The sequence below is a fragment of the Vreelandella venusta genome, from assembly GCF_015689495.1.
Classification (GTDB): Bacteria; Pseudomonadota; Gammaproteobacteria; order Pseudomonadales; family Halomonadaceae; genus Vreelandella; species Vreelandella venusta.
Genome location: NZ_CP065135.1, coordinates 354,167 through 379,025, shown reverse-complemented (window position 1 = coordinate 379,025; position 24,859 = coordinate 354,167). Strand labels below are relative to the sequence as shown.

20 protein-coding genes are annotated in these 24,859 nt (G+C 54.6%); 8 read left to right on the top strand and 12 right to left on the bottom strand.

The window, feature by feature from the left end; translation table 11 throughout:
* Positions 1-6 precede the first annotated feature (6 nt).
* The 6 genes from secG to rlmE all read right to left on the bottom strand — a co-directional run bounded on the left by secG (position 7) and on the right by rlmE (position 6,506).
* Positions 7-366 (bottom strand): preprotein translocase subunit SecG, encoded by a 360-nt coding sequence (gene secG, locus IR195_RS01890; protein ID WP_125745153.1) that lies wholly within the window; start codon positions 364-366, stop codon positions 7-9.
* A gap of 4 nt (positions 367-370) precedes the next feature.
* On the bottom strand, positions 371-1,120 hold the full coding sequence (tpiA, locus tag IR195_RS01885; RefSeq protein ID WP_125745152.1) for a triose-phosphate isomerase: 750 nt from the start codon (positions 1,118-1,120) through the stop codon (positions 371-373).
* A 126-nt stretch (positions 1,121-1,246) separates the two neighbouring features.
* A complete protein-coding gene (gene glmM, locus IR195_RS01880) occupies positions 1,247-2,596 on the bottom strand; it encodes a phosphoglucosamine mutase (protein ID WP_206048626.1) in 1,350 nt (449 codons plus the stop codon).
* A complete protein-coding gene (folP, locus tag IR195_RS01875; protein WP_206048625.1) occupies positions 2,593-3,510 on the bottom strand; it encodes a dihydropteroate synthase in 918 nt (305 codons plus the stop codon). Before folP ends, glmM begins: the two co-directional genes overlap by 4 nt.
* Positions 3,511-3,617: 107 nt before the next feature.
* Complete coding sequence (gene ftsH, locus IR195_RS01870; RefSeq protein ID WP_125745148.1) at positions 3,618-5,615, bottom strand: ATP-dependent zinc metalloprotease FtsH; 1,998 nt, start codon at positions 5,613-5,615, stop codon at positions 3,618-3,620.
* A gap of 243 nt (positions 5,616-5,858) precedes the next feature.
* Positions 5,859-6,506 carry a 23S rRNA (uridine(2552)-2'-O)-methyltransferase RlmE gene (rlmE, locus tag IR195_RS01865; RefSeq protein ID WP_206049730.1) on the bottom strand — a complete coding sequence of 216 codons (648 nt, stop codon included), beginning with the start codon at positions 6,504-6,506 and terminating at the stop codon, positions 5,859-5,861.
* Positions 6,507-6,620: 114 nt separating this feature from the next.
* Here rlmE and yhbY point away from each other — a divergent pair, with 114 nt between their 5' ends.
* Positions 6,621-6,947 (top strand): ribosome assembly RNA-binding protein YhbY, encoded by a 327-nt coding sequence (gene yhbY, locus IR195_RS01860; RefSeq protein ID WP_125745146.1) that lies wholly within the window; start codon positions 6,621-6,623, stop codon positions 6,945-6,947.
* A gap of 127 nt (positions 6,948-7,074) precedes the next feature.
* Here yhbY and greA read toward each other — a convergent pair whose 3' ends face one another.
* The 3 genes from greA to carA all read right to left on the bottom strand — a co-directional run bounded on the left by greA (position 7,075) and on the right by carA (position 11,996).
* Positions 7,075-7,551, bottom strand: a complete 477-nt coding sequence (gene greA, locus IR195_RS01855; RefSeq protein WP_125745144.1) for a transcription elongation factor GreA — start codon at positions 7,549-7,551, stop codon at positions 7,075-7,077.
* On the bottom strand, positions 7,548-10,778 hold the full coding sequence (gene carB / locus IR195_RS01850) for a carbamoyl-phosphate synthase large subunit (RefSeq protein WP_125745142.1): 3,231 nt from the start codon (positions 10,776-10,778) through the stop codon (positions 7,548-7,550). The genes greA and carB overlap by 4 nt, the downstream gene beginning before the upstream one ends.
* Positions 10,779-10,850: 72 nt before the next feature.
* On the bottom strand, positions 10,851-11,996 hold the full coding sequence (gene carA / locus IR195_RS01845; protein ID WP_206049729.1) for a glutamine-hydrolyzing carbamoyl-phosphate synthase small subunit: 1,146 nt from the start codon (positions 11,994-11,996) through the stop codon (positions 10,851-10,853).
* 570 nt (positions 11,997-12,566) lie between these two features.
* Here carA and IR195_RS01840 point away from each other — a divergent pair.
* The 4 genes from IR195_RS01840 to guaD all read left to right on the top strand — a co-directional run bounded on the left by IR195_RS01840 (position 12,567) and on the right by guaD (position 19,296).
* Positions 12,567-13,925, top strand: a complete 1,359-nt coding sequence (locus tag IR195_RS01840) for an NCS2 family permease (RefSeq protein WP_125745138.1) — start codon at positions 12,567-12,569, stop codon at positions 13,923-13,925.
* A gap of 106 nt (positions 13,926-14,031) precedes the next feature.
* Positions 14,032-15,516, top strand: a complete 1,485-nt coding sequence (gene xdhA / locus IR195_RS01835) for a xanthine dehydrogenase small subunit (protein ID WP_206048624.1) — start codon at positions 14,032-14,034, stop codon at positions 15,514-15,516.
* On the top strand, positions 15,500-17,911 hold the full coding sequence (gene xdhB, locus IR195_RS01830; RefSeq protein WP_206048623.1) for a xanthine dehydrogenase molybdopterin binding subunit: 2,412 nt from the start codon (positions 15,500-15,502) through the stop codon (positions 17,909-17,911). The genes xdhA and xdhB overlap by 17 nt, the downstream gene beginning before the upstream one ends.
* A gap of 35 nt (positions 17,912-17,946) precedes the next feature.
* A complete protein-coding gene (guaD, locus tag IR195_RS01825) occupies positions 17,947-19,296 on the top strand; it encodes a guanine deaminase (protein WP_146942915.1) in 1,350 nt (449 codons plus the stop codon).
* A gap of 135 nt (positions 19,297-19,431) precedes the next feature.
* Here the strand turns inward: guaD and dapB are convergent, their stop codons facing one another.
* Both dapB and IR195_RS01815 read right to left on the bottom strand, forming a co-directional pair.
* Positions 19,432-20,238, bottom strand: coding sequence for a 4-hydroxy-tetrahydrodipicolinate reductase (gene dapB / locus IR195_RS01820; protein WP_206048622.1), 807 nt, complete (start codon positions 20,236-20,238; stop codon positions 19,432-19,434).
* A 139-nt stretch (positions 20,239-20,377) separates the two neighbouring features.
* Complete coding sequence (locus IR195_RS01815) at positions 20,378-20,659, bottom strand: DUF2218 domain-containing protein (RefSeq protein WP_206048621.1); 282 nt, start codon at positions 20,657-20,659, stop codon at positions 20,378-20,380.
* Positions 20,660-20,931: 272 nt separating this feature from the next.
* Here IR195_RS01815 and IR195_RS01810 point away from each other — a divergent pair, with 272 nt between their 5' ends.
* From IR195_RS01810 to IR195_RS01800, 3 genes are read left to right on the top strand one after another with little or no spacing between them, the layout of a single operon-like run.
* Complete coding sequence (locus IR195_RS01810; protein WP_206048620.1) at positions 20,932-22,059, top strand: ABC transporter substrate-binding protein; 1,128 nt, start codon at positions 20,932-20,934, stop codon at positions 22,057-22,059.
* Positions 22,049-23,119, top strand: coding sequence for a FecCD family ABC transporter permease (locus IR195_RS01805; protein ID WP_171880222.1), 1,071 nt, complete (start codon positions 22,049-22,051; stop codon positions 23,117-23,119). Before IR195_RS01810 ends, IR195_RS01805 begins: the two co-directional genes overlap by 11 nt.
* Positions 23,113-23,862, top strand: a complete 750-nt coding sequence (locus IR195_RS01800; protein ID WP_193060647.1) for an ABC transporter ATP-binding protein — start codon at positions 23,113-23,115, stop codon at positions 23,860-23,862. Before IR195_RS01805 ends, IR195_RS01800 begins: the two co-directional genes overlap by 7 nt.
* On the opposite strand, the gene IR195_RS01795 is transcribed toward IR195_RS01800, so the two are convergent.
* A complete protein-coding gene (locus IR195_RS01795) occupies positions 23,840-24,742 on the bottom strand; it encodes a DMT family transporter (RefSeq protein ID WP_125745122.1) in 903 nt (300 codons plus the stop codon). The two genes, IR195_RS01800 and IR195_RS01795, sit on opposite strands and share 23 nt — an antisense overlap.
* Positions 24,743-24,859 lie beyond the last annotated feature (117 nt).

The following is a 24,859-nucleotide window of genomic DNA, read 5'->3' as shown; positions in this document are numbered from 1 at the left end:
AATACGTTACTCGCTGCTTTCCTCTAGCACTGGCGCGGTATTATCCATACTTGCAGGGCTATCGTCAAGCGTTGGGATGTTGCGCTGCTGTTCAATTAGCCGAGAGTCGGGAATGCCGGCTTCAGGCGCTTGCCCTGCCTGGGTCGCAAAGTAAGCCAATGCCATTGAGGTAACGAAAAAACCGGCCGCTAAAAGCCCCGTTGCACGAGACAAAAAGTTACCGCTACCCCGTGAACCAAACACAGTTTGCGATGCCCCTCCACCAAAGGAGGCACCCGCTTCGGCACCTTTACCCTGCTGAAGCAGGATGAGCACAACCAAGGCGATCGCAATCACCACGTGAACCATAAGAATTGCAACTTGCATGGGATTATCCTGCTGACTGACAAATGGCGTAGAAATCGTCGGTTTTGAGCGAAGCACCCCCCACTAAACCGCCGTCGATATCCGGCTGAGCGAGCAGCTCAGCCGCATTGCTTGCATTCATGCTACCGCCGTAAAGCAGCTTAAGCTGCTCAGCTAGCGTTTTATCAAACCCGGCCTGGTAAGCACGAATACCGGCCATTACTTCCTGAGCCTGTTCCGGCGTTGCTGTGCGGCCTGTCCCAATTGCCCAGACGGGCTCATAGGCAATCACAACCTTAAGGCGCTGTGCCGGCTCTAAACGCGCCATTGCATAGCCAACTTGGCGCAATACAACATCCATCGTGCTACCGGAGTCGCGCTCTTCCAGGGTTTCACCAACACAAAGAATCGGCGTGATGCCGACATCAAGTGCAGCTACCAAACGGTCAAACACCTGCTCATCACCTTCTTTGTATAGCTGGCGACGCTCAGAGTGACCAACCAACACATAGGCCACATCAAACTCTTTAAGCATACGCCCGCTAATCTCACCCGTATGCGCACCTGAGTGCTGTGGATTGAGCGTCTGCGCCCCTAACTGTAACGGCGTATTTTGGAAAGCACTTCGCGCCGCTTCCAAATAAGGAAACGGCGGAATAACTACAACGTCGATATCATTAGGCAGTTTGGACGCGGTGAAGGCGTCTCCAAACGCTTGAACCAACGCCGTGGAGCCGTTCATTTTCCAGTTACCGGCAATTAATGGCGTACGCATCGATTATCCTCACTCAAGGTGGAGCGAAATGGTATAGGAGCGGCCTTGTCAAGACAACCGCTGTTATACAGGTTAGTTAGTTGAGGGGGTGGCAAGCATGCTCGTCTATCAAACACATTGACCAAGCTAGCCGAGCAACGCCAGGACCTGATCGGCAAGTTTATGCGCTAGACGGTCAACGTCCAGGTGAGCCCGCCCTTCCACCATCACTCGGATTAGCGGCTCAGTGCCCGACGGCCGCAGCAACACTCTACCTTGGTCACCCAGCTCAGCCTCAAGGGCAGCCACCGCTTCAAGTAGCGGCTTTGCCGTCATGACATCTTTTGCGTTGGTGTCCCCAGGCAGCCTGACGTTAACCAGCGACTGAGGCACCTTTTCCAACCCCTTCAAGAGAGACAGCAGCGGCTTTTGTTCTCGCACCATCAACGCTAACACTTGCAACGCTGAAACAATCCCATCGCCTGTGGTTTGAACATGGCCACATACAATATGACCTGATGATTCGCCACCCAGCTCCCAGCCGTTGGCAGCCATCACTTCCATGACAAAGCGATCACCCACTTTTGCGCGCTGAAAAGGAATTCCCAGCCGCTCCAGCGCCATAGCAAGCCCAAAGTTACTCATCAGGGTGCCTACTACGCCGCCCTCAAGAAGCCCCCGCTCGTGACGGTCTCGGGCAATTAGATAAAGAATATCGTCGCCATCCACCTCACGGCCATCGGCATCTACCAGCAGTACTCGATCTCCATCACCATCAAAGGCAATGCCTAAATCAGCGCCTTGCTGGATCACCGCCGCACGCAGCGCTGCGGGATGGGTAGACCCCACGTGGTGATTAATATTCAACCCATCAGGGGAGGAGCCAATCACACTCACATCAGCGCCTAGCTCACGAAACACGTTTGGTGCAATGTGGTAGGTCGCCCCATGAGCACAATCCAGTACCACTTTTAGACCATGCAAGCTGAGACGATCAGGTAGCGTCGATTTACAGAATTCGATATAGCGCCCCGCAGCATCGTCAATACGCGTCGCTTTACCCAACTGAGCCGCGCTCGCCGTTGTCAGAGGCGCATCAAGCATCGTCTCAATACGATCTTCAATCTCGTCGGGCAGCTTTTTACCTTCGGCAGAGAAAAACTTAATGCCGTTATCGTCAAACGGGTTATGAGACGCGGAAATCACAATCCCAGCGTCAGCGCGGAAGGTACGAGTTAGATAAGCGATCCCCGGCGTAGGCATTGGCCCCAGCAACGCAACATCGACACCTGCGGCAGATAGCCCCGCTTCCAGGGCTGATTCAAACATATAGCCAGAGATGCGCGTATCTTTGCCAATTAATACGCGAGTACGGCCTTTTTCACGGCGCAGCACCTGCCCCACCGCCCAGCCTAACTTGAGCATAAAATCGGCAGTAATAGGCGCTTGCCCGACCGTGCCGCGAATTCCATCGGTACCAAAATAACGTCGCGTCATGGCGTCATCTCCTTATTTAGCGGCAACTCGCAACCCTCCTGGAGTACCGCCCATGCCATATTAACGGCATCTACCGTGGGCCCTACATCATGCACACGCAAAATATTGGCGCCCCGCTCAACCGCCATGGCTGCTAACGCCAAGCCGCCGGCCAAACGCTCCTCCACCGGGCGACCCAGCACTTTACCAATCATGCTTTTCCGCGACATCCCGACTAGCAGCGGCAACTCCAGCGCCTGAAGCTCATCCATATACTTCAGCAAGCGCAGGTTATGTTCAATGGTTTTGCCAAAACCAAAACCCGGATCGACCAACAGACGGCTTCGGCGAATTCCAGCGGCTTCACACGCGGCTATCCGCTCAGCCAGATAGTCGGCAACCACTCGCTCAACTGGCTGACCGTAATATGGCGACTGCTGCATATCCTGAGGCTCGCCCTGGCGATGCATTAAACACACTGGCAAGCCCGTGCTTGCTGCAGCGCCCAACGCACCCTCACGCTCTAGCGCTCGCACATCGTTAATCATACCGGCACCAAGCGCACTTACTTCTCGCATAACGGCAGGGCTACTGGTATCCACTGACACCAGCGCATCTAGCTCGTGCACTAATGCTTCAACCACAGGTGCTACTCGGTCTAACTCTTCTTGCTCTGATACGGGGCTAGCCCCTGGCCTTGTCGACTCCCCGCCCACGTCAATCATCGCAGCACCTTCCGCCAACATTTGTTCAGCACGGTGCAGCGCGCTATCTAGGCCAATGTGTTGCCCGCCATCAGAGAAGGAGTCCGGCGTAACATTCAAAATCCCCATTATTCGGGGAAACGAAAGATCTAATGCATGGCGTCCACAGCGCAGGTGATATGCGCTATCCGCTGCCCGTAAAGGCGATGAAGAGTCAACTATCGGTTTCATGCTGCGGCCTACTAAAAGAAAAAACGTGTTTGCAATTGCGTCACAGCATAACAAAAAGGCGCCCCGTTATGGGGCGCCTTTGCTAACATCGCTAACACTCGAACACGTTAAGGACCTGCGGGGCCGCCTAACGGATCAGAAGGGCGACGGCGCGGCTCGTCGTCATCTTCTTCACCATCGTCGCCAGACACATCGTCAGTCTTTTCCCCAGCCTTCTCTTCGGGCTTGTCGTCACTTACACGCGTGCCGCCGCCAGATGAGTCACCGTCGTTCCAGCCTTCGGGCGGACGCGGATCACGCCCCTCCATAATATCTTTAAGCTGATCAGAATCGATGGTTTCGTACTTCATCAGCGCTTCGGCCATCGCGTCTAGCTTGTCGCGATTATCTTCCAGAATCTGACGCGCCTGCTCGTAACACTCGTCAATAATCTTGCGTACTTCTTTATCGAGACGAGACGTTGTTTCGCCAGATTTTAGCTTACCGCCCCCCTGACCAGGGCCACCAAGGAACTGGTGAGACTCATCCTCGTCGTACATGATCGGGCCCATTTCATTCGACAGCCCCCACTTAGCGACCATGTTATGGGCAAGCTCGGTGGCACGTTTGATATCGTTTGAGGCACCCGTTGTCACACCGTTAGCCCCCAGCGTCATCTCTTCGGCAATACGTCCACCAAACAGCGAGCAAATCTGACTGAGAATCTGCTGGCGAGACAGGCTGTAGCGATCCTCTTCCGGCAAGAACATCGTAACACCTAGCGCACGGCCACGCGGGATGATTGTCACTTTATAAACAGGATCATGCTCAGGCGCGATCAAGCCAATAATAGCGTGACCTGATTCGTGATAGGCCGTATTGAGCTTCTCTTTATCGGTCATAACCATCGATTTGCGCTCAGCGCCCATCATGATTTTGTCTTTAGCAAGCTCCAACTCTTCCATGGAAACCAAGCGCTTGTTACGGCGGGCTGCAAACAGCGCAGCCTCATTCACCAAGTTCGCAAGGTCCGCACCAGAGAAGCCTGGCGTACCACGTGCAATCAGCTGCGGCTTGACGTCATCAGCCAGCGGTACTTTACGCAAGTGAACACCCAGAATGTGTTCACGGCCACGAATATCCGGCAGCCCAACCGTCACTTGGCGGTCGAAACGCCCCGGACGCAGCAGCGCAGGGTCAAGAACGTCAGGGCGGTTAGTGGCCGCAATAACGATGACACCTTCATTAGCTTCAAAGCCATCCATCTCTACCAGTAACTGGTTGAGTGTCTGCTCACGCTCATCATTGCCGCCACCCATGCCAGCACCGCGCGAACGGCCAACGGCATCGATTTCATCAATAAAGATAATGCAGGGCGCTTGCTTCTTGGCTTGCTCAAACATGTCACGAACGCGTGAGGCACCAACGCCGACAAACATTTCAACAAAGTCTGAACCGGAGATAGAGAAAAACGGTACTTTGGCTTCGCCGGCGATGGATTTGGCCAGCAGCGTTTTACCAGTTCCCGGCGGCCCCACCATCAATACACCGCGCGGGATTGTGCCACCCAAGCGCTGGAATTTAGTAGGATCACGCAAGAAGTCTACAAGCTCTTCAACTTCTTCTTTCGCTTCATCGCAGCCAGCAACATCAGCAAATGTTGTCTTGATCTGATCTTGGGAAAGCAGTTTGGCTTTCGACTTACCAAAGCTCATTGGGCCGCCTTTACCGCCACCGGCCCCACCCTGCATCTGGCGCATAAAGAACATAAAGATGGCCAGAATGAGCAGAATCGGGAAACTCGCAATCAGCAAGCGCGTCCAGATGCTTTGTTGCTCCGGCTCTTTACCCACAACAGTCACGTTGTTGCTGAGCAGATCATCCATCAGCTTAGGATCTTCCGCCGATGGGCGGATGGTCTGGAACTGGGAACCGTCCGTACGCTCACCAATGATGGTATAGCCATCAATCGTGACACTACGTACCTGCTGATTTTGCACCTGCTGCACAAACTGAGAGTAGTTGGTGGTTTGCGGTGCGCTTTCCGTACTGAAATTGTTGAACACTGTCAGTAGAACGGCCGCGATGACCAACCACAGAATCAGGTTCTTCGCCATATCGTTCAAGGGGCTACCCTCATTACAAGAATCCGTCAGTTAACCGTCAATACTCAGACCTTACACTAGAGCTTAACGTTCAACCATTGCCAAAGCACATTTTGCTTTGGGCCATCTGTGTCACGCTCGTCCAATGTGCATAATGTGACACAATTTACGCCTGCCTGTCTGGCAATCGTGGTGATAAATCTTTGCTATTACTCACAGCTTCTACACGCTCGCACTTACCAACGAGCACAGGGCCACGTCTCGCTAGCCTCGAAATCCTTCCGCTAAAAAATAGACTTCCCGCGAGCGCGCCCTCGAAGCATCCGGCTTGCGAGTCACAACACGATCAAAGCTACTTCGGAGCTCTTTCAAATAGATATCAAATCCTTCGCCTTGAAATACCTTAGCCAGAAAACGACCGCCAGGCGGTAGTGTTTCTCGCGCAAGCTCCAAAGCGAGTTCAACGAGGTACATTGCCTGTGGCTGATCAATAGCCGCCATACCACTCATATTGGGGGCCATATCAGACATCACAAGGTCTACCTGACGATTTCCTAGGCGCTCAAGAATCGCGTTAAGCACGCTCTCTTCAGTAAAATCGCCCTGGATGAAATCAACGCCAGCTAGGGCATCCATCTCTAATATGTCTGACGCTATCACGACACCCTCAGGCCCTACCTTTTCTGCGGCAATTTGACTCCACCCCCCTGGGGCGGCGCCAAGATCAATAACCGTCATGCCTGGGCGAAACAGTTTATCCTTTTCATCAAGTTCAAGCAGCTTATAGCTAGCACGGGAGCGGTAGCCATCTTGCCAGCGCTGCTTTACATACTGATCGTCGAAATGTTCTTTCTTCCAGTTGTTGCTGGTCTTGCTTACTGAGTGTTTACGGCTTGGGGGCTTTTGCTGCATGTGGGAATCTAACGCTGGAATAAGAGATGGGCGCATTCAAGCGATTGCTTTCACTTAACGGCATTTCACCGTAAGATGGAGCGTTAAGCGCTAACCGGGATACCGCAAGATACCATGAGCTTGTCACAGGCACAAAAGAAAGCATTTCGTAGCATTGGCCACCACCTCAATCCAGTGGTCACCGTTTCTGAGAACGGCGTCTCCGAAAATTTGCTCGCAGAACTCAGCCGCGCGCTCAACGATCACGAGCTCATCAAAGTGAAGCTCGCTATTCCAGAGCGGGAAGACCGCGTCGCGGCGCTCAATGAGCTAGTCGCCGACAGTAACGCCGAGCTAGTACAAACCATTGGCAAAATGGCGCTACTCTATCGCCGCAACCCGAAGGTAAACCCCAAACTTTCCAACATCACGCGGTTTGAAAACCACCACGGACGGCATTAATCCCCACGTGGTTCGTTAAACAACGTGAGATGTAAAAAGGCCCGCGACGCCACCGTCACGGGCCTTTTTTTTGTGTGCCTGGATGACAGGCGCCATTAAGACGCCTGCCCCGCGTCACAGCGGTAAATCAGAGATGCTCAACACTCTCAATTTCGTACTCAACATCGCCGCCAGGTGTTTTCACCACCACTACATCGCCCTCTTCTTTGCCGATCAACGCTCGGGCGATAGGCGAGGTCACAGAAATGCGTCCCTCTTTAATATTGGCCTCGTCTTCACCAACAATGCGGTAGGTAACGTTGGCGTCGCTATCCAGGTTCAGCAACGATACGGTAACCCCAAAAATCACCTTGCCAGTTTTTGGCAGTTTAGTTACGTCGATTACCTGCGCGCCTGAGAGCTTGCTTTCAATTTCCTGGATACGACCTTCAATAAATCCTTGCTGCTCACGAGCGGCGTGATACTCAGCGTTCTCCTTGAGATCGCCATGCTCACGCGCTTCAGCAATAGCAGCAATAACTTGAGGGCGGGCTTCGCCCTTCAAGTGATTCAGCTCTTCGCGAAGACTTTTTTCTCCCGCTACCGTCATCGGGACCTTGTTCATTGACTTGCTCCTGCATGCAGATCCTGAAGGCGCCGCACCGTAATCTCCCTACCGTACTCAAGCGCCATGCAAACAGCATTAGCGCCCGCCAAGGTGGTCGCATAGGGCACCTTGCGCGCGAGAGCAGTACGGCGAATTATTGAAGAGTCGTTAATAGCCTGACGACCTTCAGTCGTGTTAACGATGTAGGCGATTTCGTCGTTCTTCAGCAGATCGACGATATGGGGACGGCCTTCGTAGACTTTATTGACGTGCTCCACGTCCAGTCCAGCTGCTTCAAGCGCCGCTGCTGTACCGCGCGTTGCACATAGTGTGAAGCCTAATGTTAGCAGAGAACGTGCCACTTCGATAATCCCCTGCTTGTCAGGCTCGCGCACCGAGAGGAATGCTTTACGGTCGCCATCCAATGCTGGAATGGCTTCGCCAGCGCCCAACTGCGCTTTAAAGAACGCTTCTGCAAAGGTCTCGCCAGAGCCCATTACCTCGCCTGTCGACTTCATCTCGGGCGACAGAATCGGGTCAACACCCTGGAACTTGTTGAACGGGAAGACCGCCTCTTTCACGCTATAGAAGTGCGGGATAATTTCGCGCTCAAAGCCCTGCTCGGCCAGAGTTTTACCCGCCATGCAGCGCGCAGCGATCTGCGCCAACGAAGTGCCGATGCATTTAGACACAAACGGCACGGTACGCGACGCACGAGGATTAACCTCAATGACATAAATCTCGCCATCCTGCCATGCCAGCTGCACGTTCATCAGGCCTTTAACGCCCAGCTCAACGGCCATTTTCTTGACCTGCTCGCGCATTTCATCCTGCACGTCGGCAGGCAGCGAGTAAGGCGGCAGCGCACAGGCGGAATCACCAGAGTGAACGCCCGCTTGCTCAACGTGCTGCATAATACCGCCGATCACCACCTGCTGACCGTCCGATACAGCGTCGATATCAATCTCGATCGCAGCACTCAAGAAGTGGTCAAGCAGAACAGGTGAGTCGTTAGACACCTTCACTGCATTGGTCATGTAGTTTTCAAGTTCGGAGGCATCATAAACGATCTCCATCGCCCGCCCACCTAGCACGTAACTAGGACGCACCACTAACGGGTAGCCAATGGCCTCCGCCTTGGAAAACGCCTCTTCAAAGCTGCGGGCAGTGGCATTGGGCGGCTGCTTCAGACCTAGCTTGTCGATCATCACCTGGAAGCGCTCGCGGTCTTCAGCGCGATCAATAGCGTCCGGCGTGGTACCGATAATCGGCACGCCTGCTGCCTCTAGCTCACGGGCAAGCTTCAGCGGGGTTTGACCACCGAACTGGACAATCACGCCCACCGGCTTCTCTTTGTCGGCAATTTCCAACACATCTTCCAGCGTTACCGGCTCGAAATAGAGGCGATCAGAGGTGTCGTAGTCGGTAGAAACCGTTTCTGGGTTACAGTTGACCATGATCGTTTCATAGCCATCATCACGCATGGCGAAGGCGGCATGAACACAGCAGTAATCGAACTCGATGCCTTGACCAATGCGGTTCGGACCACCACCAAGCACCATAATTTTCTGGCGATCCGAGACATCTGCCTCACACTCCTCTTCATAGGTGGAGTACATATAAGCAGTGTCTGAAGCAAATTCCGCAGCACAGGTGTCGACACGCTTATAAACCGGACGAATACCCGCTGCCTGGCGCGTTTTACGAAACTCTTTTTCAGATACACCCAACAGCTTGGCTAAACGTGCATCACCAAAGCCTTTGCGCTTAAGCTGATAAAGCTCGCGAGCAGAAAAATCGGCCAGAGCGCGCTTGGCGACGGCATTTTCCGTCAACACTAGATCTTCCAACTGAACCAGGAACCAAGGGTCGATGTTGGTAAGCGCAAAGACGTCATCAATGCTCATTCCAGAGCGCATGGCGTCAGCCACATAAAAAATACGCTCGGCACCGGCAGCCTGCAGCTCGCCCTGAATAATCGCCATATTGTCTGGCGTGAAATCAGTGATAATCGGATCAAGGCCATCGTTACCGGTTTCCAGGCCGCGCAGCGCTTTCTGCAGCGACTCTTGGAACGTACGACCAATCGCCATCACCTCGCCCACCGACTTCATCTGGGTGGTCAGGCGGTCGTTTGCCTGCGGGAATTTCTCGAAGGTAAAACGCGGAATCTTAGTGACGACATAGTCAATTGATGGCTCGAACGATGCAGGAGTGCGGCCACCGGTAATGTCGTTTTGCAGCTCATCTAAGGTGTAACCCACCGCCAGTTTTGCGGCGATTTTGGCAATCGGGAAACCTGTGGCCTTAGATGCCAGCGCCGATGAACGCGATACCCGTGGGTTCATCTCGATAACCACCAGGCGGCCGGTTTTCGGGTCCATGCCAAACTGCACGTTGGAACCGCCGGTTTCCACACCAATCTCGCGCAGTACTGCGAGGCTGGCGTCACGCATGATTTGGTACTCTTTGTCGGTCAGCGTTTGCGCTGGCGCAACAGTAATCGAGTCGCCGGTGTGAACCCCCATCGGATCGAAGTTCTCAATCGCACAGACAATGATGCAGTTGTCATTCTTATCCCGCACCACTTCCATTTCGTACTCTTTCCAACCCAGCAGCGATTCGTCGATCAATAGCTCGTGGTTATTGGAAAGCTCGAAACCGCGGGTACAGATCTCTTCGAACTCTTCTTTGTTATACGCCACACCGCCGCCGGAGCCGCCCATGGTGTAAGAAGGACGAATAATGGTCGGGAAACCAAGCTCCGCCTGAATTTCCCAGGCCTCGTCCATGGTGTGCGCCACTTTCGCTTTCGGGCACTCCAAACCGATGCGCTTCATGGCTTGATCGAACAGATCACGATCTTCAGCCATATTAATCGCATCGGCATTGGCACCAATCATCTCGACGCTGTACTTCTCTAGTACGCCATGCTTTTCCAAGTCAAGGGCACAGTTGAGCGCTGTCTGACCACCCATGGTGGGTAGGATCGCGTCCGGGCGCTCGGCCTCAATAATTTTTTCAACCGCTTGCCAGGTAATCGGCTCGATGTAGGTAGCATCGGCCATGGCCGGGTCAGTCATGATGGTGGCCGGGTTGGAGTTAACCAAAATAACCCGGAACCCCTCTTCACGCAGCGCTTTACACGCCTGGGCGCCAGAGTAGTCGAATTCGCAGGCCTGGCCGATGACAATCGGGCCAGCGCCAATGATAAGAATGCTGTTGATATCGGTACGCTTAGGCATAACGGTTCCCGCAAAATAGGTGACGATGAGCGACAAAAAAACGGCGTTACATGGCGGCGATCAAGGGCAGCGTTAGCGACGCGCCTGCATCATGGCAATAAAGCGATCAAACAGCGGCGCCACATCACGCGGGCCGGGGCTGGCTTCCGGGTGACCTTGGAAGCTAAACGCCGGGCGGTCAGTGCGCTCGATTCCTTGCAGCGTGCCATCGAACAGCGAACGGTGCGTGGCACGCACGTTGGCTGGAAGGGTCGCTTCATCGGCAGCAAAGCCGTGGTTTTGGCTGGTAATCATTACCGTGCCGGTGTCTAAATCCTGCACCGGATGGTTAGCACCGTGGTGGCCGTGGCCCATCTTGATGGTTTTGGCACCCGAGGCCAGCGCCAGCAACTGGTGGCCAAGGCAAATGCCAAATACCGGCGTATTGGTTTCCAATACGTCCTGAATCGCCTTGATGGCGTAATCACAAGGCTCGGGATCACCAGGGCCGTTAGCCAAAAAGATCCCATCCGGATTCATCGCCAACACGTCAGCAGCAGGTGTCTGTGCCGGCACGACCGTCAACCGGCAGCCGCGCTCGGCCAACATACGCAGGATGTTAAATTTCACACCGAAGTCATACGCCACCACATGGTAAGGACGCTCACCTTTGGTAGTATCAGCGTAGCCCTCGCCCAACGCCCACTCGCCTTGTGTCCATTCGTAAGCCTCTTTGCACGAGACTTCCTTGGCCAGATCCATGCCCTTCAACCCAGGAAATGCCTTCGCTGCCGCCAGCGCCCGCTCTACCGCATCATCGCCCTCTGCTTCTGCACCCGCCAGAATCGCACCGTTTTGCGCGCCTTTATCACGCAGAATGCGCGTTAAACGGCGAGTATCGATATCCGCAATGCCCAGCACATTTTGGCTTTTTAGATAGTCAGACAGACTTTGCTCTGAACGGAAACTGCTGGCTAGCAGAGGTAAATCACGAATTACCAGGCCCGCTGCGGCAATCGATGCAGATTCCACATCTTCCGAATTAATGCCGGTATTGCCGATATGTGGATAGGTTAGCGTGACGATTTGGCGGGTGTAAGAAGGGTCAGTGAGGATTTCCTGGTAGCCGGTCATGGCTGTATTGAACACCACCTCACCGCTTGTGACGCCATCTGCGCCAATGGCAATTCCATGAAACACGCTGCCATCTTCCAGGGCTAATATCGCGGGTTTGCTCAATGCGGGGTTATTCAAGACAAGTTCTCCCATGCTGGTGGGAGCCTGTGGGCGCAGGCTCGGCGATCCGGTTTGTCGGCGTTTGCGTGCAAACGTCGGGTCGTAAAAAAGCGGGACGAAGCCGATAGTAAAAAAAATCGGTTTCATCCCGCTTGTTGTTCTCTTCCGTGGCGAATGGCCATGGCGCAGCATTAGCTGACTGTTTTTAACCTAAGGCCAGTGCAACAAGCGCGGTGCTTACCCTGCAGAAATTCGTTCGCTGCAGATATTTTGCTGCTTTTTGCAGCCACTGGGCCAAAATTTTTGGAATGTTACAGGATTTATCGACCTTAGGCTAGCCCTAAAACTACCAATAACTTTACATGCCCAGTTTTAATCATGCAATCAATATGCCACAGCCTTAGGGCTATCGGTAAATGAGGAAGATAGAAGTCGCCCAATTTTTTTTGTGTACGTAATTAATATATTTGGTTGCCTTTCGGATGTTTTTTTGTCTACTCTTTCCCAAGCTTGACCAAATGGTCAAACTCGCTTTTCGATAGCTCACCCAACAAATACAAAGAGAATATCGTCATGCCACAAAGTCCTACGCCGTATTCCGGTTCCCCACCCGTCCAGCCAACGAGCACCCTGGATAATTACTTTAATGTCAGCCGCCGCGGCTCCTCGGTGAAGACCGAAGTGCTTGCAGGCATCGCGACGTTTCTAGCTGGGATGTATATCATCGTGGTCAACCCAGCCATCTTATCTGATGCGGGCATTCCCTTCTCTGCTGCGCTCTCTGCCACCGTGGTCATCAGCTTTTTGAGTAGCTTGGCCATGGGCTTGTATGCCCGCAATCCAATTTTGGTTGCTCCCGGAATGGGCATGAATGCGTTGTTTACCTACACCCTGGTGCTTGGTGCAGGGTTATCGTGGGAAGTTGCTCTAGGCTGCGTATTCTGGTCAGGAGTACTGTTCGCTGTTTTGGCTCTGTTTAACGTTCGCGAAGCCATCATCGAGGCCATTCCAGCCTCATTGCGCTATGCCATTACTTGCGGAATAGGCCTATTCATTACGTTTATTGGGCTCAAAAATGCCGGGTTCATCGTAGCCAACCCAGCGACCCTTGTTAGCCTTGGTGATCTAAACGCAAGCCTAATAACCTTCTTTATTGGCCTAATAGTAACTGCGATATTGGTCATTCGCGGCTTCAATGGCGCTTTGATCCTAGGCATCGCCCTAACCACTCTGCTGGCAGCCCCTATGGGGCGGCTGTGGAGTGACGACGTATTGGTCGCTTGGCAAGGCCTAGCCGCCTGGCCGGATTTCTCGGCAGTAATGAAGGTCGATATTCTAGGCGCCCTCAAGGTCGCTTACCTGCCGTTCATTTTCGTGATGCTATTTACGAACTTCTTCGACTCACTGTCTTGCTTTATGGCGCTATCCGAGTCTGCTGACCTTAAGGATGCTAACGGTAATCCACGCAACCTCAAGCGCTCCATGACGGTGGATGCTTTCGCATCGATGATCGCGGCTCCCCTCGGCACCAGTGCGGCGCAAACCTTTATCGAATCCGGTGCTGGCGTTGCCCAGGGCGGCCGCACAGGACTCACGGCAGTCGTTATTGGCGTGTTATTTTTGCCTTTTCTGTTTCTCTCGCCGTTGCTGTCCCTAGTTCCCAGCATCGCAACTGCTCCAGCTCTTGTTTTGGTGGGGCTGTTCATGATGGCACCGATTGGAAAAATTGGCTGGAACCGTCTCGATGAAGCTTTCCCCGCATTTCTGGCCATCATTTTAATGCCGCTGACCTACTCCATCACCCTGGGTATCGCCTTCGGCTTTATCAGCTTTGTACTCATCCGGCTTGCTACCGGCAAACTGAATGAGATTAAGCCTGCTATGTGGGTCTCCGCCCTGTTAGCGGTGGTGATGCTGCTGACAGCACAATAGACGACTCCTCTCATGTTGAGTCATCAAGAAATACCCCGTTTCTCACGCACCACTTGACCGATCGGACAGCAACTAAGCAACCAATAACAACATAACGGGTAGGACTATGATTACATTTCACCTCAATGGGCAACCGCATCGCGTTACAGCGGATGTTCACCTTAGTGTTCTGGAACTGCTAAGAGAACAACTACACCTGACCGGCACCAAGGAAGGTTGCGCATCGGGTGATTGTGGCGCTTGCACGGTAGCCATCGGAGCACCCGACGCCAATGGCGAGCTACGCTACCACAGCGCCAATGCCTGCATCATGCCCGCTCATCAGCTCCAAGGCCGCCACTTAGTCACCGTCGAAGGTCTCGCTGACGACCAGCAATACCTGCATCCCGCCCAAGCAGCCATGGTTGAATGCCATGGCAGCCAATGCGGCTTTTGCACGCCGGGCATTGTGATGTCACTGTTCACACTGCACGAAGAGCAACACACTAATCCGCTTGCCACGCCCTTTAGCCCTGAGCGCCTTGAAGCCGCACTTGGCGGCAACCTGTGTCGCTGCACTGGCTATCGCCCCATTCGCGATGCGGCATTAGCCATGAACAGTATCGATGGTCATCGCCCTATCTGGTTAGATGCCACACTGAATGATGCGCAAGATAATCAGCACGAGGCCAACCCGGACGAAACCAACAGCCGTTTCCATCAACCTCGTCAGTTGAATGACCTAGTACGCTTACGCGCAGCCCATCCAGAAGCACGCTTGGTTGCGGGCGCCACTGACCTTTGGCTTGAAGTCACCCAACAACTGAAGGACTTACCACGACTTATCGATACCACTCGCGTAAGTGAGCTGCAGCAAATTGAACAGGGCCAGGATGCGAGCGGGCGCCCCGGTTGGTGGATCGGAGCAGCCGTCACCTATGCACGCCTGGAGCCTCTACTCGAGAGTCAATATCCAACCTTTGCCCATCTTCTGCACCGCCTAGGCTCGGCACAAGTACGCAACCGTGGCACCTTGGGCGGCAACGTTGCCAATGCATCCCCCATCGGCGATACCCCGCCGGTGCTGCTGGCTCTTGATGCACAGCTTCGCCTTGTAGGCCCTAACGGCTCCCGCGAGATTGCCGCTAGCAACTTCTTCATCGACTACAAAAAAACCGACCTGGCTGACAATGAGGTGTTAAGCGCGGTTTTCATCCCGGCCCCACAAGCAGGCCATCAGTTGAAAGTATGGAAACTCTCGAAGCGGCGCGAAGATGACATTTCTGCCGTGCTGGGTGCCTTTGCCTGGCATCTGGAGGATGGGTGTTTACGCGATGTACGCCTGGCCTTCGGTGGCATGGCCGGCATACCTGCCCGAGCCCGCGGGGCCGAAGCGGCTCTCGAAGGAAATCCCCCCTCACCAAGCGTCTTCGAGGCTGCACGCCAAGCGCTCGCGAATGACTTTTCACCGATGAGCGATGTCCGGGGTAGCGCCGACTACCGTACGCGCTCAGCGAGTGCGCTACTTGAACGCCTGCGCCTGGTCATCGAATCGTCTAACCACGCTCAACCACACACTCAGGAGGTGATGCTCCATGCGTACGCTCACTGATCTGCCAGCACCACAGCCTGAGCAGAAAGCATTTCAGCCAGCACAACATACCGGCCGTTTTTTTTCTGGCACCTCGGCCAATCACGAAAGTGCCATCAAGCATGTCACTGGGCGTGCGGCTTATATTGATGACCTAGCCCTTCCGGCCAATGCCCTCCACCTAGCCGCAGGCCTGTCATCTGTCGCCCACGGCCGCATTACCCGCATGGACCTGGAAGCAGTCAGGTCGGCGCCGGGCGTGGTCGATGTTATTAGCGTGGCAGACGTGCCAGGCCATACCGATATTGGCCCCGTTTTCCCAGGGGATCCCATCATGGCCGACGGCGAAGTGCTCTACGCGGGCCAGGTGCTATTCGCCGTGGCGGCCGACAGCCACCGTGCGGCTCGTCAAGCAGTCGAAAAGGCAATTATCGAGATCGAGGAGCGCCCTGCAAGCCTCGACCCCGTTGCTGCCGCCAACGCGGGCGATCTGGTACGCCCTACTCATCAACAGATCAGTGGAGACTGGGAAAAAGCCTTTGCCGACGCTGCCATTGTCGTTGCTGGCAAACAGTTTGTCGGTGGCCAGGAACACTTCTACTTGGAAGGGCAAGCCTGCGTCGCTCATCCCAGCGAAGACGAAGGCGTTATGATTCATACCTCCAACCAGCATCCTAGCGAGACGCAGAAACTGGTTGCCGAGGTGCTCGGCATTCCCTTCCATGCCGTTACCGTCGAGACTCGCCGCATGGGGGGCGGATTCGGCGGCAAGGAAACACAGGCTTCTCCCTGGGCTTGCCTGGCCGCCTTAATCGCCCGGCGAACCGGGCGCAGTTGCCGTTTCCGCTTACCGCGAGTCGATGACATGCGCGTCACCGGAAAGCGCCACCCTTTTCATAACGACTACCGTCTTGGCGTCGATGCTCAGGGCGTGATTCTGGGTGGCGATATCAATGTAATCGGCGACTGTGGCTATTCACCCGACCTTTCCGACGCCATTGTTGATCGCGCTATGTTCCACTCGGATAACGCCTATTCGCTGGGTGACGTCCGCGTTACAGGATATCGAGCGCGCACCCATACGGCCTCTAACACAGCTTTCCGCGGCTTCGGCGGCCCCCAAGGTATGATGGTTATCGAGGCGGCAATGGAGGATATCGCTCGCCGTCTGGGCGAAGATCCGTTGACGATACGCAAGCGCAACTTTTACCGCGACGGCCGCAACACGACGCATTACGGCCAGACGGTAGATCAGACCGTTCTACTGCATGAGCTGGTTGAGCAACTCGAAACCTCTAGCGACTACTGGCAGCGGCGCCGAGCGATCCGAGAGTTCAACGCCAAGAGCCCCGTCATTCGCAAAGGCTTAGCGTTGACCCCGGTAAAATTCGGCATTTCCTTCACCGCCCAGCACCTCAACCAAGCGGGCGCGCTTCTTCACGTCTATACCGACGGCAGCGTCATGATCAACCATGGCGGCACCGAGATGGGCCAGGGGCTGCACACCAAGATTTGCCAAGTAGTTGCGCGTGAGCTGGGGCTGGATCTTGATAGCGTGCGCATCACCGCCACGCGTACCGACAAGGTGCCCAACACCTCTCCCACCGCCGCCTCCAGCGGTGCCGATCTCAATGGCCAGGCGGCGCGCGATGCGGCACTCAAACTAAAAACACGACTTTATGACTTTGCCGCCGAGCACTACCATCTCGATCGAGAAACCATCCACATTAAAGAGGGTTATTTAATAGCCGGCTTTGGCGAAAGTGAACGCCGCATCGCTTGGGGAGAGCTGGTTCAAGCCGCTTATCTATCGCGCATCTCACTCTCGGAAAAAGGCTTTTACGCTACCCCATTGATCCATTATGACCGCGCCACCGGCAATGGACGCCCTTTTTACTACTATGCCTTTGGTGCGGCGGTGGCCGAAGTCTCAATCGATACCTTGAGCGGCGAGTACCTGGTAGATCGTGTCGATATTCTCCACGACGTGGGTGACTCACTGAATCCGACTATCGATATCGGCCAGGTCGAAGGTGGTTTTATTCAGGGGATGGGCTGGTTAACCAGTGAAGAACTGAAATGGAATAATAAAGGCCAACTGATTTCCAATGGCCCCGCGACCTACAAGATTCCCACTTACGGCGACCTACCCGCCACTTTCAATACCTCCTTAATGGAAGGCCACCCCAACTCCATGGCCAGCATCTATCGTTCCAAGGCCGTGGGTGAACCCCCGTTCATGCTTGGTATGTCGGTATGGGCGGCACTGCGTGACGGCTTGGCCAGCCTAAACGGATACACTCAGGCGATACCTCTGGACACCCCAGCCACACCGGAGCGAGTCATGGCGGCAGCCGAAGCCGCACGCGCCAAACTTGCCCCTGACGCTGACAAACGGCACAGCAATGGCCATTAAGCCTTCCCTCTCTAACTATCTTCAGGAGCAACAGTATGAATGAAGAGCAAGGACCATGCCTGAAACAAGAGCAGGGGCAAGCCTGGTTAATACGTGCACGGGTCTTGAGTTTCGATGCCGACCCCGGCGATGGTGACACGCCCCGAGAGGGTAGCGTTGTCTACCACCAAGACGGTGCTCTATGGTGGGCCGACGGTCGCATTCAGGGCGTCGGCGACTATCGCACTCTGGCCCCTCAGCTACCCGCCGATATCAGCGTCATCGACCAGCGCGACAAGCTGGTCATGCCAGGCTTTATTGACAGTCATGTCCACTATGTTCAGCTCGATATCATGGCCTCTTATGGCCGCCAACTGCTGGACTGGTTGAATGACTACACCTTTCCTGAAGAGTGCCGTTTCGCCCAGCGTGCACATGCCGACAACATGGCCGACGCTTTTCTCAAAGAGTTGATGCGAGTCGGGACCACCACCGCCCAAGTGTTCTGCTCAAGCCATCCCAATTCGGTAGATGCCTTCTTCAGTGCTGCCCAACGCCGCGGCCTATGTATGCTTGCGGGCAAGGTACTAATGGATCGCCACGCCCCTGAAACACTGACTGATAAGACCCTCGGCGGCATTCGTGATACCGAGCGCTTAATCAGCGACTGGCATGGCACCGATCGCCTTGGCTATAGCGTTACGCCGCGCTTTGCTCCCACGTCCACACGCACCCAGCTTGATGCCGCTGGCGGCCTGCTGCGCAACGATGAAAGCCTCTGGCTACAGACTCACTTATCGGAAAACCTCGGCGAGCTGGACTGGGTAGCCGAGCTATTTCCAGAAAGCCGTGACTATCTTGAGGTTTACGAGCAGTCTGGTTTGGTTGGACCACGCAGCACCTTTGCCCATGGCATTCATCTGGACAATGGTATGCGCAAGCGGCTTGCTGATCGCAGTGCCAATATCGCTTTTTGCCCCAGCTCTAACCTCTTCCTTGGTAGCGGCTTGTTCGACCGCCACGCCGCTCATGAAAATGGGTTAAATCTCACCCTGGCCAGCGATATTGGCGCTGGCACCGATCTTTCCGGGTTAGCGACTCTCAAGGCGGGCTATCAAGTAGGACAACTGCTCGGCCAGCCGCTGACGGCTTGGGCAGGCTTTCACGCCCTGACCAGAGGCAATGCCGTATCCCTATCGCTAGATGACCGCATCGGCCGTTTCGCACCCGGCATGGATGCCGACTTCGTCGTTATCGACCTGTCAGCCTCACCGCTGATGGCACGCCGTATGGCACGGTGCGAAAGCCTGGCAGAGGAGTTGTTCACTCTCATGATGCTAGGCGACGACCGCGCTATCTTCGAAACCTGGGCCGGGGGACGCCTACAGCACCGACGTCAAAATTAAGCAGAAAATCGATTAGGAGGGGGCCAAAAGCAACAAAGCCCCCTCACCCTGTTAGCAGGTTCGGAGGCCATCAAAAAAGCCATGCTCAGCAGCCAACAAAGTGCATACCGAGACGCGACCTGTTGAGCTAAAACATTACTCTAAACCTAATACATCCTGCATATCGTAACGGCCATGCGCTTTATCAGCGACCCAGCGAGCAGCGCGAACCGCACCTTTAGCAAAGGTCATACGGCTGGAGGCTTTATGGGTAATTTCGATACGCTCACCTTCAGTGGCAAACATCACCGTGTGCTCGCCAACAATGTCGCCAGCGCGTACGGTGGCAAAACCAATCTCTTTGTCGGTGCGCGGACCACACTGGCCTACCCGCTCATAGACCCCGTGCTCTTTTAACGTGCGGCCGATACTCTCCGCAACCACTTCTCCCATCTTAATCGCCGTGCCAGAAGGCGCATCCACTTTATGACGATGATGCGCTTCAATGACTTCAATATCGTAGCCTTCGTCACCGAGGGCTTTTGCAGCGGTCTCAAGCAACTTGAGGGTTAGGTTAACGCCGACACTCATATTAGGCGCAAACACCATGGCCACTTTATCGCGGTAGCTATCCAGTTCGGCCAGTTCGTCATCGCTCATGCCGGTGGTGCCAATCACAATGCGCTTACCGTGCTCAGCGCAGAATGCCAAATTTGCCAAGGTGACTTGCGGCGCAGTGAAGTCGATTAGAACATCGAAGTCGTCCGCAATTGCAGCGAGAGAATCGACGGCCACCACACCGCGTTTGCCAACACCTGCCAGCTCGCCAATATCCGCCCCCGCCAAGGAACTACCTGGCTCAACGATACCACCTGCAAGTGAGGCACCTGCCTGCTGCTCTACCGCATTTACTAACGTGCGGCCCATACGGCCAGCGACGCCTACAATGGCAATTCGGGTCATGAGAACTCCTGCGCATGCGCCGTTCGGCACCAAGCTTAGTATAAGAAAAACAAGGATAAAAAAGTGGCCGAAATTATAACAGACCCCTGCCAATGATGCGGTGCTTGCTTAGGGCAGCGCGCACGCTGCCTCGAACGAATTAATTCTCCCAAACAATTTCCAGCGGCTCGTCTTTTGCCATGCGTATGAGATGACTTTCCACCACGCCCTCCAACTGATCCAGATGCTCCTCTTCCAAGGTTTCGAGGGACACAATCAAGCGATCCGCTTCGACATGCATCAGGCAGGTGCCATTGGCAAATGTGATTTTGGCCGTCTGGTCATTCTGCTCAACCTCAAGCTTATGTGCCCAGTGCTTGCATAAGCGGTTTATCAAGCGCTCACCAGAAGGCGTTACGATTTCGGCACGGGATAAAGGCATGCTGTTTTCTCCAAAGATAGCGAGTGAACTCCTACTAGCGTAATGCCCACAACGAAAAGCGCCAAGCGGCGAATAATAATGCCTTGCAACAACACGTTCCAAAGGCGCCTCCTTAGCAGCGTACCTCGACAAACAAGCCTGTTTTCGTAATAATGCCCAGCTCAGTGAATACGAATTACACGCATAATCAATTTCCCCTTAGCGTTACCTCTCAATCGTCGCGCTGGCGACCCTCGGTTAGTTTCACTTACCAACTGGTGATCAATATAGTTATGTCTTCCCACGCTTTCCGGGCGCTACTTAGCGCACTAACCGCCTTAACGTTCACCGCAGCCAATGCAGATAGCATCACCGTCACCGATGTTGCAGGCCGTCAAGTCTCCTTAGATGCGCCTGCCGAGCGAGTTATCTTAGGCGAAGGAAGGCAAATTTATCTGCTTGGCCTACTAGAGCCAGAAACGCCTTTTACCCATGTAGTTGGCTGGCGGGAAGACTTTTCTCAGGCGGATCCCGACAATTACGCTCGCTATCTGGAACGCTTCCCCGACATTGAAGCAATCCCCACCTTTGGTGGCTTCAAAGATGGCACCTTTGATGTTGAGCAGGCAGCGGCGCTTAACCCTGACGTCATCCTGATGAATATTGAGGCGAAAGCAGCCACTGAAGACGCCGCCTATGACGATAAGTTAGCCGAGCTGGATATCCCTATTGTCTATGTGGATTTCCGTGAAGACCCCATCGCACACACCATTCCCTCGATGCGGATTATTGGCCAGTTGATGGGAGATGAAGCCGCTGCCGAGGAATTTATCGCTTTTGCTGAAGAACAGATGGCGCGGGTTACTGATGTTATTGAGGACGCCAACCCAGAGCGCCCTAGCGTGTTTATTGACCGGGCAGGCGGGTATTCAGATGAATGCTGCATGAGCTTTGGCCCTGGTAACTTTGGCGAGTATGTCACCCTGGCTGGCGGTAGTAACATTGCCGAAGGCATTATTCCTAACAGCTTCGGCAATTTGAATCCTGAACAAATTATTGCCGCCAACCCCGAACACGTCGTTGTCACCGGCGGTAATTGGGATGCTTACGTTCCCGGTGGCGCCTGGGTGGGCGTAGGACCAGGCGCAAACATGGATCACGCTCGCGAGAAACTCGAAGCCCTCACCGAGCGCACTGCCATGACCGGTATTGAAGCGGTCGACACTGGCAACTTCCACGCCATTTGGCATCAGTTCTATAACAGCCCTTACTATTTTGTTGCTGTTCAGCAACTGGCGAAATGGCTGCACCCCGAACTGTTTGTCGATCTCGACCCTGAAGCAACAATGCGCGAGCTGCACGATCGCTTTTTGCCTATCGATTATGCACCCGGTTATTGGATATCGTTAAATGACGACTGACAGCACTGCAATGAATAGCGTTTCCCACGGGCGCGCCTTCTACCGCACCCAGGTATTTCGCCGCCAAATGATCTTGGCGGCGCTGGTCATAGCACTGTTCTTAAGCCTGTGTATTGACCTTGCACTCGGCCCTGCACGTTACAGTCTTGGCGAAGTCGTTGCGGCCCTGTTTACCCCAGAGGCTGTTAGCCAGCAGGCACGTGTCATTTTGTGGGAAATTCGCATGCCCGTAGCGCTGATGGCGTTAGTGGTGGGTGCCAGCCTCTCGGTGGCAGGGGCGCAGATGCAAACGATCCTAAGCAATCCGCTGGCCAGCCCGTTTACGTTAGGCATTTCGGCCGGCGCTAGCTTTGGCGCCGCCCTGGGCTTGGCTTTTGGCGTTGCGATCATTCCTGCGGCCATTGAGTATGTCGTTCCTATCAATGCATTCCTGATGGCAATGGTGACCGCTTTTTTAATCCACGCACTCAGCCTTAAGCGCGGCGTCACCGTGGAAACGATCGTACTGCTAGGCATTGCGATGGTGTTTATTTTCAACTCATTAATGGCATTGATTCAGTTTTTTGCCAGCCAACAGGCTGTCGCCGCTGTTGTCTTCTGGACCATGGGCAGTCTAACCAAGGCAACCTGGCCAAAGTTTTGGATTGCACTCGGTGTACTGGCAGCCGTTATGCCGTTACTGGCGCGCCACGGCTGGGCGCTAACCGCTATGCGCCTAGGGGATACCAAGGCCGAAAGCATGGGTGTCAACCCACGCGCACTGCGCTTAGAAGTTTTAGTGCTGGTGTCGCTGCTGGCAGCGATTGCCGTCGCTTTTGTCGGCACCATTGGTTTTATCGGCCTAGTAGGGCCACACATTGCACGCATTCTGCTGGGTGAGGATCAGCGCTTCTTCCTGCCCGGCTCTGCTTTATGCGGCGCGCTGATCCTTTCGGTTGGCTCAGTGATTTCCAAAATCATTATCCCTGGCACCATTATTCCCATTGGCATTATCACATCACTCGTGGGCATTCCCTTCTTCCTATTTTTGGTACTCAACCATAAGAAGGCATCATGGTAACCCTACAACTCAATCACGTTTCTGCTCGCTATGGGCGTCGTCCGATTATTCAGGACATAACCACGCCGCGCTTTCAGGGTGGCCAGGTTGTCGCCCTGCTTGGCCCTAACGCTGCGGGTAAATCAACCCTGTTTCGCCGTATTCTAGGCCTGCTAAAAGGGGATGGTGAGGTGATTGTCAGTGGCACCAGTGCCGAACGCCCAGTGGCGTATATGCCTCAAGATACGGGGGCAAAAGCAGTGCTAACGGTGTACGAATCAGTGCTGCTGGCACGTATGCAAGGGCGCAGCCTAAAAGTGCAGCCTGAAGACCTTACCCAGGTCGACCGAGCGCTTGAAGAACTCAATATCAGCGCACTTGGCGAACGCGATATCGGTGATCTGAGCGGCGGGCAGCGCCAATTGGTGAGTGCCGCCCAGGCGCTGGTTCAAGAGCCTGAAATTTTAATGCTGGATGAGCCTACCTCAGCGCTTGACCTTAACCGCCAAATCAACCTGCTAAGCGTACTGCGGCGCCTTGCCGATGAGCGCAACATGCTCATTCTGGTTGCCCTTCACGACCTCGGGCATGCGTTGCGCTTCACTGATGCAGCCATGGTGTTAGAGAACGGCCGTTTAATCGCCTGCGGTTCAACCGAGGAGGTAATCTCACCTGAGTTACTGCGCCAAGTTTACAAAGTGACGGCGCGTATTGAGCCATGCTCAAAGGGCCGCCCTCAGCTTATTGTCGAAGAAGCCGTTTAATCCGGCGGCCTTCTAGTGTGGCCAGCCCGACCCCGCTAAGTAGCAACGGCAGTGCCAGCAAAAAGCCGCTGGAAACCGGCAGGCCAAACAGCAGCCAATCTGCCAACACAGGCCACACCAACGCAATGTATTCAAAAGGCGCTAGGCGTGACGCTTCGGCGTAACGCAGCGCCAGTGTCATCGCAATATGGGCCGAGCCGCCAAACAAGCCAGACAGCACTAACAACCACACCACGTCCCCCTTAAGTGGTGCCCAGCCCAAGGGCAGCGTTGCCAACCCCGCCAGTGCAGAGACCAGAATAAAGTAGAAGGCAATGGAACCGGCTGTTTCGGTACGTGAAATACGCCGTACGGTTAGCAGCGCTCCAGCAGTTAACAGTGCGCTCAGCGCGCCTAGTGCATAGCCAGCCAGCTGCCCTTGCTCGCGACTGGCCTCAAGCCCTGGCAGCACCAGCACCGCCACCCCGGCTAACGCCAACGCAATAGCGCCCGCCCGATAAAGCGAGAAGCGCTCCCCCAGCAGCAAGACACCACCCAATGCCATAAACACGGGCGTCAGCTGGGCTAACAACGTAGTTTCCGCGACAGGCAACAAGGCCACCGCCGCGAACGACGCGAACATTGCCGCTGCCCCAAGCCCCGAGCGCAACGCATGCCCCAGTGGACGACGCGTCGCCAATCCCTGCGGAAATTCGCGACGTAGCATCAAAAACACAACAATCGGCAACAGCGCAAATAACGAGCGGAAAAACACCGACTGCCCTACCGGAACCTCGTCACTCACCGCTTTAATACACACCAACATGCCGGTGAACAGCACGCCGGAAAGCACTCGCAGTCCAATGCCCAACCCAGGGCGAGACTCTTCATCCGCTAGCATTTGCCCTCGTCCTTATGTGCAAATAAGTTATGTGCAAATAATCCACGCTTTAAAGGGTATCGGTTAGCGATTAAGCGATAAGCCCATCAGACCCACTATTTTACACTATGCAACACA